The organism is Demequina oxidasica, from assembly GCF_000975115.1.
GTDB lineage: Bacteria > Actinomycetota > Actinomycetes > Actinomycetales > Demequinaceae > Demequina > Demequina oxidasica.
In genome coordinates, this window is record NZ_BBRE01000001.1 from 270,931 (window position 1) to 285,823 (window position 14,893).

Genomic DNA, 14,893 nt, shown 5'->3' on the forward strand with positions numbered 1-14,893 from the left:
ACATGACGAACTTCTCGGCGTTGCGAGTGGCTTCCGCTACTACCGGCCCTCGACATGCAAGCCGAGAAATCTTGTAGGCGAAGACCTCGTACATGGTTGGCGTCAAAGTGTTTGCGACCTCACACAGGATCGGAGCCTCGTGGCTGGTGTTGCTCGTCACCGACCTGACAATCTCAGCAGCGTATCTCGTCGGTCGGCGTATCGCGAGGTGCACCGCAACTGCCGGAGTGTGGAACAGATGGGCCGCTGCGTCCAAGAACAGGGACGTCAAGTTCTCTAAGCCGTGGGAAGTAGTCGCATAACTGAGAGCGTGATTAGTCGTGAAAAGAGTCTCCGTGATGACGTTGTGGAATCTATTGATTATGTCAGCGGGTCGGTCAAGACTGGAGGTGCTTTGCGAAGGATGTTGTCCAGCTCGACTCTTACATCTTCGGCCAGGTCAGGATCAGCAAAGATTCCTTCCAGATCAACAGTGTCGAGCTCCTCGCTGGGGGTGAACCACAAGAAGCGCGCGTGCTTGCTCAGCAGTTCAAGCGTGACGCCGCGCGTGAACCCGACCTCCTGCAGGTTGATGTTCTTCGCGTCGCCCGAGCCATACTCGACGAGCTTCGCGACATTCACACCCGCCTTCTCAGATCCCAGCGCTTGGACGGTCAGGTCACAGTAGTTCTCGATGTAACCAATGATCTTAAACCGAAGGCCGGACTCCAAGTCACGCATGGTTTCCTCGATGATTCGGTTGATCTGCTTCGCGTCGTCTGCCCTGAACGGCTCCGTGATCAGGTAAGGCGAGACGGCGTAATCGCGATATTTCACTACGCCCAGTTTCGCGTGGTAGCGAATCGCCCGGCTTATGACGAGCACGAGTGGATCTCCCCTGACCCAGTAGGACATGAGCGTCGCCCAATAGCGAAGGCGATCGGAATAGCCAGGCTCTTCTTTCGGGACGAGCGGATCCTTACCGCCTGATTCCTCGACTATCCAGTTGTACGCGCGCCCGAGACGGAGTAGCACGTCTTCGAACAACTCGAAGCTCAGCTCGGTTGTATCGGACGGAACCAGAGGACCGGCCAAGCCGCTCTTTAATTCACCCCAAACCGCACTTTGGTACTTCGGCTGAATACCTGGCGACCGACGGAGTACTTCTTCTGAACCGGTGAAGCTGCTCACCGCCTTATCAAGGAGCTTCGCCGCGTCTGGCACCTTTTCCAGGAAGAGGGAACGTAGCGGTGTCTGTTGCTTGCCGAGCACATGCAGGAGAAGTATCGACGTGTACTGCTCCACGGTTCGCTTTGCGTCATTCGATGGTGTGCCCGGTAGTTCCTCGCCCCGGAGCACGTAGCCGATGTCCGTGAAGTCCTTCTTGGTCTTCCCAGGATTCACCAAGAAGCTCTCCGCAATAATCGGATCACCGCGCGGAATCAATTCCTTACGTGACTCGCTCCATCCGTTGGGCTCATGACGAACACAGATGACGTTTCCGGAGAAATCGTAGGTCAACCGACCCGCACGTCCAGCGAGGTTCTCGAAGTCGATCTTGCTGAATCCCGAAGGTCCATGCGTGTCGTTGAGAACAAAGATGTTCTTGGCCGGCAGGTTCACCCCCTCTAGCAGCGTGGATGTACAGACGACGTACCGCAAGGGTGAGTGAGGATCCGAGAAGCACTCCTCGACCTTCTCCCTTACTTCTTGAGGCATCTTGCCGTGGTGGAACGCCACTCCGCGCCTGAGTGTGTCCGCCAAGAAGTAGTCCTTGTGGATGTGTTCTTTAACGAACTTGATGAGTGCGTCGATCTTGGGATCGGAGATCTTCGGCAGGACCTTCGCAAGTTCCATCGCGAAGTTAGCGGACTTGGCCGCACTGTTGATGTAGACGATCGACTTTCGGGCTCCGCTGAGCGAGGCCACAAGGTCGATTGCCGTCGTTGCGGCAGGCGCAGCTTGGAGCTGTCCGTCGGTGCTGGAGGCTCCGGACAGGTAGAACTGCTTACGGTCGACAAGGTCAACGAAAAACCGCTGCTGGGCAACGGTCCGCTCGCGGACCGCAAGTGCGCCGTTTGAGGCCTTGCCGAAGAGTTCGAGGAATAGCTGCGGATTCTCAATACTCGGCGATGCGAACACTAACTTGGTTGCGAATCGACGAATCGTCTCAACGATTGCGTGGTAATAGATCGAGGAACGAGCATCCTTCTTCGCGATCACCTTCTGCGCCTCATCGACGATCAGATAGTCGATGTCCCGCACGGGATTCGAGAGGTAGCGAAGCAAGCGCTCCGGCGTGAGCACGAAGATTGTGCGCGGGTAGGTCTTTCGAAGATAAAGCGGGAGGGATGGGAATGTGGCGACGTTGACCTCAGGCACATCTCGCAACAGCTCTCGGAGGTCGGCGGCCGTCTGGCCGATGAGCGCTTTCGTTGGAACGAGCACGACAACGCAGTGCTGATCGAGATCCGTGCGCCGAACGATGTCGTAGATTGCGTCCTTGAGAATGAACGACTTTCCGAGAGAAGTGGGGCCCGAGAAACTGAAAAAATCCTCACCGCGCATGCGCTCGGCAATCTCAAACTGGGTGTCTGTCAACGTAGCGGTGCCGTGCTTCGTTGCCTGAGTGACCTCCTTCGCAGCACGGAGCACCCCTCGCGATAACGGAAGTGCGTAGGTAGCGTCGGTCGTACTCGACAGCGTCCGCAGGCCGGGAAAGTTGCCGAGCTCAATGAGTACCGCGGTGGCGACTGCTGTTAGTCGGCCGCTGCCACGTTCTGAGAGCCCAACAAGCTCGTCGTACTCCCGCAGCAGCGCAATCACGTTGTAAGCAGCCTCACGGTGCGCCGGAAGCGTCGAATGGGACATGATGTCCGCGTAGCGTAGGAGGCGATCGACTCTGTCGTCCTCGATTACCGCGGAAGTCGCGCCATTGAGAAACGCTTCGGATGAAGCTGTCTCGACCACCAATAGATCGGTTGCGAAGTCTTCACCAGTGACGATCATGTCGCTGAGGACATCGGCTGCAATACGGCCCGCCACCTACTTCGACACTCCGTGGTTCCCGAGCTGAGCAGCAAGCTCCATCCGGATTTGCGTGATCCCGTGCACTTTGTCGCCAGTTCCGCGCTTTGCAAATGGGATGGCGTACAGATGAATCGGATAGACGCCAAGACCGTGATCGGTGACCTCTTGTCTAATCAGCTCGTGCTGGGCGGCAATCGCCTCAGTCGCTCGTTTCCGCAGCTCGGTCTCGATTTCGCCTAACTCCATGTCCTCAGTCTTCATGTCTGTAACGTCAACCTCGTACCCGACGAAAATGCCGAATGCGTTGTGCTTCTTTGTCGCTTCGTCTCCCCCGCTGGTGGAAGGGAGTAGAATGGCCGCAAGGGCTGCGAGCTTCGCGTCGTCCAGCTCCTCTTTCAAGAGTTCGGACTGCACCAGCCACGTATCGAAGTCGAAACCCTCTTCGTGGACCTTGCCTACCGACTTGAATGCCGCCTTGATGCCACGCTTCACGCTCGTGCCCACTCCCCCTGAGTCGCCATACATCTTCGACTCACCGAAGATCAGTTGGTATGACGAGTCGTTGGCGCGAAGGAGGTGCACACCGTCGGAGCCGTAAACGTAGTGGTCGCTGTTCGTCTTCAGCTCCATTTTCGAGAGCACCTTCGGCGCCCCCAAATGCCCCTCCAGAAGTGAGTACAGAATCACCTCGCCGCCCTCACCTGCCTTCTCATCGGGGACTCGAAACTGTGATTGAACCTTCGCGGCCACCTCCATCAAGCGACTCGGATCCTCGAGCGCCTTTTTGTAGTTCAGACGTGAAAGTACATACGGAACACTATTGTTCTGGAGTTCCCGGTAGAGGCCGACGAGGTCAAACGTTCCATTCTGCACGCGGAGCACACGCACATGAAGATTCGTTTTCTTCTGGAGAGGGACGCTGACGGTGTCGTAGAAGAGCGCATTGAACTTATCTCGGTTTGACGCGAGCAGAGATAGCGGCAGCACCGGCTCCGGCGTGTCCGTCATATGGATCCCCCAGCTCACTCCGATGTCGAATACGTCCTAGGATGGCTTGGATTTCGAAGATTTGCGGTGCGGCTCGGCGGCAAGCCCTAACTTAGCGCTCCTTACGAATTCCTCTCCAACGCAATTAGGAGCGAATCATCATCATTGGGCCCGTGAACGCACCGCCCTGACTCCTGACCGTCGACCTTCAAACCGTTAGACGGTGCCGTCTCGTTCAGCATTGTTCGACGCCGGGGAAGGCACCTACGCTGGTCTGGCACCCCACAGCCCATTTTGGTCCGGGTACGCGCCGACCTGCTCGGCAATCATTTGTGCTTGCATCACCTGCAGCTCAGAACCAAATGCACTGGCGATCATGCAATGGTTACGGTTGTGATGCCGTTGTTTCCTTTGACCCACGCTCCCACGGCCGGGACCGCTCCGCGGAACCCAGTTAGTAGCCCTGGCTAAGGCTTAGCGCCGAGCGCGATAGCCGTTCACGAAAAGGGACTGGCCTGTGGGCTTCTGCCACAATGCCTAAGAGCCCATTCCCGAACCAATGCTGAGGCGCCTTACATGAACGAGTTCCCGCCGATTCCACCAACGGTCCTCGAGGCACTAAAATATCGGGGGACCACTTACCGCTACGTGAACTTTAATACGACAGCGTGGCAATCAATGGTGGACCGCCTTGGTCTAGATGGACTCAATCTGAAATTTCTCGGCGGCAAAATCAACCGCCAGGAGATGGTTGATCTAGTCACTCGCTCGCTCGACGGCGATGGTTTACGCGTACCTGCAAACCCGACATATGGGGTCGCGGCTGCATTTGTCCTGACGATGGTGTGGGGGCACGGCCCCTCGAACTACGGCCCATACCGAACAAGCAACATCCTGTGTGTCGAGGACGACTCCGCATATGCACCAAGCATCGGGGTTTTGCAGAACCTAGCCCGGTCAATCGATCTCGCTCGGGTTGACCATGCCGCGGAAGGGAGCTTCAGTTACCTGAACTACGGACCTGGAAAATGCAAGAACCTGGGTCCGGCCTTTTTCACAGAATGGCTCTATGCGGTCTCGTCGAAGGGCGATGTTTCTGCTGAGGCCGCTCTCCCAATCCTCGACGAAGTCACACAGCAATACGTGAACACGGTCGCAGGAGACAACTTCATCAAGTGGGGATATAAAGCCGGCTACGTAAAGTATGTCGATCTGCTGAATGAGTGGTCGGAAGCCATGGAAGGCTCAACTGTCGTCGATGTGGAAGAAGCAATTTTCGATGTCGCTCAGGGCCACTGGCAGCCCGCACAGGCACCCGAGCGTGCCATCGACAAAGTCCTGCAACGTTAGATACTGAGTGCGTAAACGACCGCCTAAATGTGAGACAGCCAATTAGATCAAGCGGCTGATCGAGCGCCCGCGCCCCATGTCACCCTCCCCCAATAGGATTGAAGACAGCCAACCACTGATGTCCACAGGACGCCGCACAGCCGCGGTATCCACGCTGAGGAGTTTCACCAAATGAACGCCACCACCAACGCCCGCATGGCGTCCCTCATCTGGTTCATCGCGGATGACGTGCTCCGCGACCTCTACGTGCGCGGCAAGTACCGCGACGTCATCCTCCCCATGGTGGTCCTGCGCCGCCTCGACGCCGTCCTCGTTCCCACCAAAGCCCAAGTCCTGGAAGCAAAGACGCACCTCGACAACGCTGGCATCACCAACCAGGACGCCCCTCTCCGACAGGCCGCGCAACAGGACTTCTACAACACCAGCCAGTTCACGCTCAAGGACCTCCGCTCGGCCACCAGCCAAGCACAGCTCCGCCAAGACTTCGAGGCGTACCTCGACGGCTTCTCCCCGAACGTCCAGGAGATCCTCGAGAACTTCGAGTTCCGCAATCAGATCCCCCGGCTCACCAAGGCAGACGCGCTGGGCACCCTCATCGAGAAGTTCCTCGACCCTTCAATAGACCTCTCCCCCGACGCCCTCGACAATCACGGCATGGGCAGCGTCTTCGAGGAGCTGGTGCGCAAGTTCAACGAGGCCAACAATGAGGAAGCCGGCGAGCACTGGACGCCTCGCGACGTCGTCAAGCTCATGACCCGCCTCATGTTCGCACCCTTCGCTGACACCGTCCCCGAGGGCACCTACCTGCTGTATGACGGAGCTATGGGCACCGGCGGAATGCTCACCGTCGCCGAGGACACCCTCAACGAGCTCACCGGAGACAAGAAGCTCTCCACCCACCTCTACGGCCAGGAGGTCAATGCCGAGCTGTACGCCATCGCCCAGCGCGCGCGTGTTCCGCAGTGGGGTCGCGTTGACACCGAGGATTTCCAAGAGGTGCGAAAAGCACCTGGAATCTCACTAATCCGAGCAGGGAAGTAGACGCCCATGACAACGTCCGAGCAATTCATCGTCGACAACACCAACGAGGACTGGAAAGCTCTCCAGTACGTACGGGAGTGGTGCGACATTAGCTCGGCGATCGACATCGCGACTGGGCACTTCGAAATTGGCGCTTTTCTCGCCCTTGACGGAGCGTGGCAAAAAGTCGACAAGATCCGCCTGCTTATCGGCGGGGAAACCAGCCGTACGACCGCAGACGCTATTGCTACGGCACTAGATTCGTCGATTGCCGTTGAGCGCCAAAAGGGCGATACCTTCCTGACAGGCATCGAGGCCGTCGTCGATGCCATCCGAACTGGCAAGATCGAGATCCGCGTTTACTCACAGAAGAAGTTCCACGCGAAGGCTTACATCACACACAGCAAACTGAAGGTGGTGGGCTCAGCTGCTCTCGTGGGTTCATCCAACTTCACTCGCCCTGGCCTGACTCAGAACGTTGAACTCAATGTGAGGTTTCAAGGCCCAGAAATTGCGGAACTTCAGGACTGGTACGAGCAGCATTGGGACGGCGCAGCCCCAGTTGATGAGGACCTCCTCGCGGTCTTGGAGCACAACGCCCGCGAATTCACCCCCTTCGAGGTTTATGCGAAGGCGCTACACGCGTTGACTGCGAACGTCGACCCAACTGACAAAACCTGGGAAGAGTCCGAGTCGGTGATTTACCCAATGTTGGCGCCGTACCAGCAAGAGGGTTTCCATGCTCTTATCGAGATGTCTCGTCGCTGGAATGGTGGGTTCCTGACCGATGGCGTTGGGCTCGGTAAGACGTTCGTGGGCCTCATGTTGACCGAGTACTATGCAATCCGGCACCGCAAGAACGTCTTGATCATGGCAACAAAAACGGGGCAGGATGCGGTCTGGAACCCTGAGCTCAGAGAGAGATTGCCGCAGCTCTTCGGCCAATTCTCCAACGTACTCGTGCGTGCCCACACAGATTTGTCAACCGTCAAGGGTCAGGAGGAGATTGAACATCTAGCAAAGCGCGCCGACATCGTGATCATCGACGAGGCACACAACTTCAGAAATCACGGCTCTCACAAGACGGAGGAAAACCCCTGGGGCTCGCGCTGGTGGCGCATGCAGGACATCTGCAAAGGGAAGACCGTCTTTCTCTTGACGGCTACGCCGATCAATAACTCACTGTTTGACCTCGTACACCAGACAGAACTGTTCACCGGCGTCAATGCGGACGACCACTTCGCGAGCATCGGCGTCAGCAGCCTGCGCAAGTACATCGTTGGCCTGGAGAAACCCTTCAAGAGCGCGATTCCGGACCACGCGGCTATCGCCTCGTTGATGGCAGAGGACAAGCTCTTCCGGTCAATTATCCACCAGAACAGCCGACGCTATGCGGTCGAAGGGTCGAAGGTCGCAGGAGGAGCAGAGGTGGTGTTCCCCGAGACTCAAGTCCCCAAGGTCGTGCCCTATTCATTCGGGGTTCTGTATGCGCCGCTCTTTACCGAACTCCAGTCGGCCTTCAGCCGAAAAACGCCACTCTTCGTGCTGCCCATGTACTACCCCCTCGCGTTCTCGACTGACAAGGCCATCGACACTGTCGCGGAGAACCGGCAACGCCAAGTGGTCGCGTTGATCCGCACAACGTTCCTCAAGCGTTTCGAATCCAGTCTGGCGGCCTTCGCGGGTTCGTGTCTCGATCTGTCTGCGAAAGTGCTCCATTGGCTCGACGTCAACACCAAGGTTGACCCCGATCAGGAGGCCCGGCTCGACGTGTGGCGCTCCGCGAACGGGCCGACGCTCAAGTCGATTCACGATCGCTATCGCTCAACCCTCTTAGAGGTTTGGCATGACGAGGATCTGACCGAGGAAGAACTGGATGAACTCGAGTACAACCTCGTGGGCGGTGACTACAAGCTCGCGGAAATGATTGACGCCGCGTTTGATGACCTTGACCAGCTCAAGCGCTTCATGGACCTGATCCTCCAAGGCGCTGGAATCGACGACAAGTACCTCCGCTTGCGCGACCTACTCAGCGGTGCCGGCAAGATCGAGCAGAAGTCGCTCGACAAGAGCGTCTTCACGCCAGAGTTCCGGGATGAGAAGGTCATCATCTTCACAGAATTCGCCGACACGGCCCGTTACCTCGAAGAGAGGCTGAAGGCGGACGGCCTAGAGCAGGTCGATCGCATTGATGGCACCCGTGGCAACGACCGGTACTCGATGATCAAACGGTTCGCGCCTTTCTACAACAAGGTCAGCGCGGAGGAACGCAAGAGCCTCGCCCCGATCCGTGTGTTGGTCTCGACCGACGTCCTGAGTGAAGGCGTGAACCTCCAGGACGGGACTCTTCTCGTCAACTACGACATCCACTGGAATCCGGTGCGGCTCATGCAGCGGATTGGCCGTGTCGATCGCCGGATGAACCCCACAATCGAGGCTGAACTCGTCAGGGAGAAGCCCTCGGCAAGGAAGTCGCGCGGCCACATCCAGGTCCGAAACTTTCTTCCGCCCGCTGAGATCGAGACCCTCCTCGCCCTGTACTCCCGTGTTCAGAGCAAGACCTTGATGATCTCCAGCACGCTTGGCATCCCTGGCGGGAAGCTCATCGACGAGTCAGACATGTATGACGACGTCAAGGTATTCCAGGCCTTCAAGGACGAGTACGTCGGAGATATCGCACCCATCGAGGAACTTCGGCTTAAGTGGCTCGAACTCACTAAAGACAACCCTGGCCTCGACGAACTTGTAGAGCGCCTCCCTGATGGCATCTCGGTGGCCAAGGCAGGCAAGCCGGCCGGCGTGTTCATCTGCCGTCGAGTTCCCGTTCTCACCAAAGTGAATGACGATGATCTCGAGCCCGCTTGGGTCATCGATCCGGGAGCTGTCGAGTGGGTTCTCCGCAGACCCGATGGCGTCGAGCGCGAACTCCTTAAGATTGAGGCTGCCGTCGAGGCTTTGCCTGAGTCGCCTGCTGTGAAGTTCAGCGATCGAGAGGAAGTCAGCGGCACATTGCGCCAACTTGAGCGGGACGAGACCAAGCGGATGCGCAAGGAAACTCAGCTGCCACTTGATGCCCCCAACCCCACGACAATTTGTTGGATGGAGGTCCGATGAGCGTCGTGGAAGATCAACTCCGCCAGTTGCTCATGGCCGCCCCCCGGTCGGCTGACCAGCTGCTCACCCTGTTGCTCGACGGCCTCGATTGGCCAATTACCGACGGGCTCACGTGGGATGACCTCCAGCTTGAATGGGAGCCGGAGGAACTCCATCTTGACCCCGAGAAGGTCGCGAAGCTCAATCACATTTCACAGCTGCCACAACTGACCACGAATCAAACCTTCGGCGTCTGGGTGCTGGAGTTCGACGGAGGCAGGCTTCCGATCGGCGCAATCCGCCGTGTGGTGCAGCGACTGGTGAGGAACGAGCGAGCCCGCAAGGGCAGCGGACGCCATGCTCAATGGGCGCTCGGCGATCTCCTGTTCTTCTGCCTATCGGAAGGGCAGGAAAATCTACTCCACGTTGTCAACTTCCGTGAGAAAGACGGGAAGCGACTCCTCAACGTGATGTCGTGGAGCGACAATCCGACCAAGACCAGGCTCGACCTGCTTGTACAACGCGGCGTGCCTGACCTCTTTTGGCAAACGGCCGCTGGCCCTAAGATCGTCCTCAGCTCTGACCTCGGGAGTGGTTTCCATGGCTACCGCCAGGGGATCAAATCGGCAGCTACACTCTCGCGGCGGATGGCCGAGGTCGCGCAGGATGTCCGCGACGAGATCCAAGCCCTCTACGATGTCGAGACGGCAGGCGGGCCGATTCGAACCCTCTTCAACGAAGTGCGCGCCCAACTGCTGAGCAACCTACAGCCCGATGGCTTTGCAGACGTCTATGCGCAGACGATGGTTTATGGACTGTTGACAGCCCGCATTGCCCACCCAGAGGAATTTAAGGCTGCGAGGTCGCTGACGGCGCTCAAATTCGACAACGAGTTTTTGGATGCCATTTACGCACGCTTCCGCGACGACTCGGATAGTGTGATCGACGTCGACGAGCTCGGCCTTAACGATCTGGCCGAGGAACTCGCCGCCACGGACGTCGATGAACTCCTGGCCGACTTCGGAGCCGACAACCAGCGTGACGACCCGGTGGTGTATTTCTACGAGGAATTCCTCGCGCAGTACGACCCTGAGCAGCGCAAGAACCTCGGGGCCTTCTACACACCACTCCCCGTGGTCCGCTACATCGTGAAGACTGTCGACGATGCCCTCAGGTCGTTCGGGCTTCCCCTTGGTGTCGCGGATTCGACCACATGGGCGCAGTATATTACAACCCGTCCCGAGATAGACGTTCCCAAACTGGCCAGACCCGAAGACGCGGTGGTCTCGATGTTCGACCCGGCCAACGGCACCGGCACGTTCCTAGTGGAGTGGATGAGGCAGGCGCGGCGCAACGGCGGGAGCATCGGCGAGGCATCTGCCCTCGCGCATTCATCGGCCTGTGAAATTTCACTGGCCTCGTACGCGGTTAGCCACCTCAAGGTCTCACTCGAAGTCGCTGAAGGGCTTCGCGAAAAGTCTCGGCTCCCTATCTATCTCGGCGACACCCTCGGCAAGCGACATCCCCAAGTGATTGAGGAGCTTGCCGACCCGATCAGTATCGAAGGAGCACATGCCGACGAGGTCAAGTTCGAATGGAACCACAACGTCCTCATTGGCAACCCGCCGTACGACCGAGTCAAGAGCTCCGGCACTGGTGGCTTCATAACCGCGATGCAGGATGGCTCCAAACGATCGCTCTTCGACGACATCTACGGGCCAGCGGTTCAAAACACCAATTTCGCGCACGTCGCTAGTCTCTACAACCTTTATGTCTATTTCTGGCGATTTGCCATTTGGAAGGCATTCGAGGAGAACACAGGGCCCGCAGTCGTGTCCATGATCACCGCGTCATCCTGGCTCGAAGGCCCTGGTTTCCTTGGCCTCCGGCGACTCGCTCGCGAAGTCGCCGACGAAATCATAGTGGTCGACCTGCATGGAAACAACAAGGGCGCACGGAAGGACGAAAACGTTTTCGACATTGAGTCACCAGTCGCAATCGTTACTCTCGTACGACACGGCAGAGGCGATCGCACAGTCCCAGCTTCCGTACGCTACGCGAGTTGCCGGGGTGGTCGCGCCGAAAAACTCGCGCTGCTAACCAGCGTCGCCACTAACCAGGAGGTCCTCGAATTCACCGATGCCAGCACAGAGTGGTACGCGCCGCTGATTCCCACGTCAAGCGGCACGGACTGGAAGTCTTATCCCGCACTCGTTGACCTCCTCCCTTGGCAGCAACCGGGCTGCAAATTCGGAAGAACATGGCCGTTGTCACCAGCGCCTCAGGTTCTCGCGTTGCGCTGGAAGCGACTGATCTCATCGGAACTTTCCGACGACCGAGCCACATGCTTTGTTACTCCCTCGGCTGGTAGGAACATCTACACGAAAGTGGGCGCTCTAGATAGGATTGCCGACCTGAAGTCGGGAACGCCGAGCCCGCCGGTAGTGAGATACGGGTATCGCTCGTTCGACCGGCAGTGGGCTTTTCAAGACCCGCGTATGGCCAAGACCGAGAGTCCGTCGCTTTGGTGGGCTCAGAGTGACCGACAGGTCATGATTACGACGTCAACCCGACAACTTGGTCTCGGCCCGGCGGTTGTCGCGACGGCGTATGTTCCCGATCTTGACTACTTCAATGGACGCGGCGGCAAGGACGTGATCCCTCTCTACCGTGATGCCAAGGGGACACCAAATGCGGACCCGGCGCTTCTCAAACTTGTGACACAGCACCACCTACGCATGGACTCTGGTGCCAAAGGCATCACGGGAGAGCGTTTGTTCGCCTATGTCACGGGTGTCCTCGCGGGCGCCGACTACACCGAGCGTTTCCACAGTGAGCTTGATACCGCTGGAACGCGCATACCGCTCACGGCAGATCCAGAGCGCTTCGATAACATGGCAACCCATGGCGAGAGGTTGATCTGGCTCCAGACCTTCGGCGAGCGCTTCGGGGACGGCACATTCACTACCAACGGCGTGGCGTGGAGTTCGACCCCGACGGAGCTTCCGTCATCTAAGGCGGATGTTGTCTTCGACTCTGAAACCGCGACTCTTCGCGTGGCCGACGGTGTCCTCACTGGAATACCCGAGGCCGTGTGGACATTTGAAGTGAGCGGCATGAAGGTAATCCCGAAATGGTTGGGCTATCGCATGGTGAAGCCTGCAGGAAAAGCAGGATCAAGTAGATCGCCGTTGGATAAGATCCGTCCGACTGCTTGGGCCCCTGAATGGAGCACCGAACTAGTTGAGGTAGTGAGCGCCATCAAGCAGACTTTGGCACTCATTCCTGACGGTGTCACCTTGCTTGAGGACATCATCTCGGGTCCGCTCATCTCTGCAAATGAACTGCCACCCGTTCCGCTCGCCCTTCGTCAGCCCCCGAAAGTCCGTGCGAGCATCGGCGAAGAAAACGTCCTCTTCGGCGATGACGGGGAAGGAGCCTCCTAATGGCCTTCAAACCCAACCTCTCAGTGAAAGAGGGACTCGACCACCTTGCGAAACGCCTCGACCCGATCATCGCCGCACGATTGGCCAGCGACCTCGGAGATCACCCTTGGACCGTCGTCTTGGACATCCTTGACCAGAAGAAGGGCTTCGCCAACGGCTACAAGTACTGGACCTACGACCTGCAAGCCCAACTCCGGATGCTCACAGAGAGGCTTGGTGACTTCGGGTACCCGTTTGACGATCACGAGCGGACCGTCAGTACCATCGGCAACGAGCTGCGCATTGTTCGCAAGCAAATGGCCCACATGTACGAGTTCTCAGTGGACGACGCGTTCAGAGCGAACGACTTCTGCGTACGGCTCTTGGAACACTTTGGTGACCCCGAAGGAACGGACGAAGCGAAACGGGTTCGCCACGAAGCCCTTGCGGCTTTAGCCGAACAGGAAGGTGTAACCGAACAGGTAGCGGAGGACGCGAGCGTTGCACTCGGTCTGCCGGCGATCGTTGAGAAGGCCGAGGCTCCTCGTCCGAAAGCGATAGAATCGAAAGACGAGCCGGTGACGCCCGATCCGGACGTTCTTATGGGCGAACCAAGCGCGATCGGTGACGGGCGGCTGGAGTTCTCGCCGTGGAGCGTCGTCCGTATTGGAAGCATCGACGTGCTGGACGAACTCCCTAAGAAGGCCGCCAAGGAGAAGGTGCGAGCGATTGCGGTCGAGATCGCGACGTTCGAAGGCCCCATTCACATCGACCGTCTCGTCGACAAGATCGTCCAGTCTTTCGGCCTCCAGCGTGTCCATGCTCGACGTCAGGGAAAGATTGCATATCAGGTTCGGCAGGCGGGTCTCTTCGTCGATGAGGACAAGTTTGTGTGGCCTCGCGAGCTCGACGCCTCTACATGGGCGGAGTTCCGGCCGAACGACAGCGACGCCGATCGCCCTTTCGTCTACATCAGCCCGATCGAAATCGCGAACGCGGCGCGATTCATTCGCGCCAAGCGCGCTGGCGTCACTGACGACGAACTTGACGTCGCTGTCCTCCAGACCTTTGGCCGCAAGCGACGGACCAAGCAGTTGGCTGCGCATTTGGCTAGGGCGATGGAGCAACTGTGAGTGCCGAGTCGGACCTCCGTCGGTATCGCGGTGAGGCCGGTAAGACGCGCGTGAAGATTGGGCGGGCCTCCACGACCGTCGCAGACAAACGCAAGAAGGCGGCCACGGCGAGCATTGCAGCGGGGAAGACGAAGTCCGAGGCAACGCGGCGATCCAAGTTGCGCGAGGCCGAGTCTGCCGAGCGCGACGCCAATAGTGCGGAGAAGACGCGGGCAGACCTAGAGAAGAAACTCGCCGATATTGAGAAGAAGCTCGCGACCGCGCTGAGCCGGTACGAAAAGGACCAGCGAACCAGTCAAGAGAAGGCGCTAGATGCAATCCGTCGCCAAAGCGCCGCCGCGGCAAGTCAGTTTCGACCGTCTGTGCACTCGGGCGAAGCCGCATTGGGCCGTGGCGTTCAGGACCGCGAACTCGGCGAAACTGCCAACGGCGATCGCCTCCCGGCAGATCCGAACTACGACGTGTTCTTGTCTCACGCGAGCGAGGATAAAGACGGAATCGCGAGGCCGCCTAAGGATGCGCTTGAGGCCAGAGGACTCTCGGTTTGGTTTGACGAGATCAAAATCAAACTTGGCCAAAGCATCCGACAAGAAATCGAAAGAGGCATCGACCAGGCCCGATTCGGGGTTGTAATCCTTTCGCCGGACTTTTTCGCGAAGCAGTGGACTCAGGCTGAGCTCGATGCTTTGTTCAGCAAGAAGATGGCCACTGACGTAAACCTCATTCTCCCGATCTGGCATCGGACCACGAAGGACGAGGTCCTTGCTCAGTCACCGTTAGTAGCTGGCATCCTCGCGCTCAACTCATCGCTGATGACCATCGACGAAATGGCCGACGCGATCAAAGATGTTGTGCGCGGCTAGCGTCCTCCCTCAG

General features: G+C 58.3%; 8 protein-coding genes. 6 read left to right on the forward strand and 2 right to left on the reverse strand.

Annotated elements, in window-relative coordinates:
• Window positions 1-360: 360 nt before the first annotated feature.
• Together AOP77_RS01270 and AOP77_RS01275 are read right to left on the reverse strand one after the other, a co-directional pair.
• Window positions 361-3,024, reverse strand: coding sequence for a DEAD/DEAH box helicase (locus AOP77_RS01270; protein ID WP_062208303.1), 2,664 nt, complete (start codon window positions 3,022-3,024; stop codon window positions 361-363).
• Entirely contained in the window at window positions 3,025-4,017 is a 993-nt protein-coding gene (locus AOP77_RS01275) for a HamA C-terminal domain-containing protein (protein ID WP_062208306.1), read from the reverse strand.
• A 555-nt stretch (window positions 4,018-4,572) separates the two neighbouring features.
• On the opposite strand from AOP77_RS01275, the gene AOP77_RS01280 reads away from it, so the two are divergent.
• From AOP77_RS01280 to AOP77_RS01305, 6 genes are all read left to right on the forward strand, one after another.
• Window positions 4,573-5,346 carry an 8-oxoguanine DNA glycosylase OGG fold protein gene (locus tag AOP77_RS01280; protein WP_152649725.1) on the forward strand — a complete coding sequence of 258 codons (774 nt, stop codon included), beginning with the start codon at window positions 4,573-4,575 and terminating at the stop codon, window positions 5,344-5,346.
• Window positions 5,347-5,517: 171 nt separating this feature from the next.
• Window positions 5,518-6,387 carry a type I restriction-modification system subunit M gene (locus AOP77_RS01285; protein ID WP_084622107.1) on the forward strand — a complete coding sequence of 290 codons (870 nt, stop codon included), beginning with the start codon at window positions 5,518-5,520 and terminating at the stop codon, window positions 6,385-6,387.
• Between the two features lie 6 nt (window positions 6,388-6,393).
• Window positions 6,394-9,480, forward strand: coding sequence for a helicase-related protein (locus AOP77_RS01290; protein ID WP_062208311.1), 3,087 nt, complete (start codon window positions 6,394-6,396; stop codon window positions 9,478-9,480).
• The gene (locus AOP77_RS01295; RefSeq protein WP_062208314.1) at window positions 9,477-12,905 is read left to right on the forward strand and encodes a type ISP restriction/modification enzyme; all 3,429 of its coding nucleotides are present in this window, start codon (window positions 9,477-9,479) and stop codon (window positions 12,903-12,905) included. Before AOP77_RS01290 ends, AOP77_RS01295 begins: the two co-directional genes overlap by 4 nt.
• Window positions 12,905-14,017 (forward strand): DUF3320 domain-containing protein, encoded by a 1,113-nt coding sequence (locus tag AOP77_RS01300; RefSeq protein WP_062208317.1) that lies wholly within the window; start codon window positions 12,905-12,907, stop codon window positions 14,015-14,017. The genes AOP77_RS01295 and AOP77_RS01300 overlap by 1 nt, the downstream gene beginning before the upstream one ends.
• Entirely contained in the window at window positions 14,014-14,880 is an 867-nt protein-coding gene (locus AOP77_RS01305; RefSeq protein WP_062208320.1) for a toll/interleukin-1 receptor domain-containing protein, read from the forward strand. Before AOP77_RS01300 ends, AOP77_RS01305 begins: the two co-directional genes overlap by 4 nt.
• Window positions 14,881-14,893 lie beyond the last annotated feature (13 nt).

What these genes read in the sequence shown, in the direction of transcription:
- AOP77_RS01285 (WP_084622107.1), top strand. Translation starts at nt 5,518, where the DNA reads ATGAACGCCACCACCAACGCCCGCATGGCGTCCCTCATCTGGTTCATC.
- AOP77_RS01290 (WP_062208311.1), top strand. Translation starts at nt 6,394, where the DNA reads ATGACAACGTCCGAGCAATTCATCGTCGACAACACCAACGAGGACTGG.
- AOP77_RS01280 (WP_152649725.1), top strand. Translation starts at nt 4,573, where the DNA reads ATGAACGAGTTCCCGCCGATTCCACCAACGGTCCTCGAGGCACTAAAA.
- AOP77_RS01295 (WP_062208314.1), top strand. Translation starts at nt 9,477, where the DNA reads ATGAGCGTCGTGGAAGATCAACTCCGCCAGTTGCTCATGGCCGCCCCC.
- AOP77_RS01300 (WP_062208317.1), top strand. Translation starts at nt 12,905, where the DNA reads ATGGCCTTCAAACCCAACCTCTCAGTGAAAGAGGGACTCGACCACCTT.
- AOP77_RS01275 (WP_062208306.1), bottom strand. Translation starts at nt 4,017, where the DNA reads ATGACGGACACGCCGGAGCCGGTGCTGCCGCTATCTCTGCTCGCGTCA.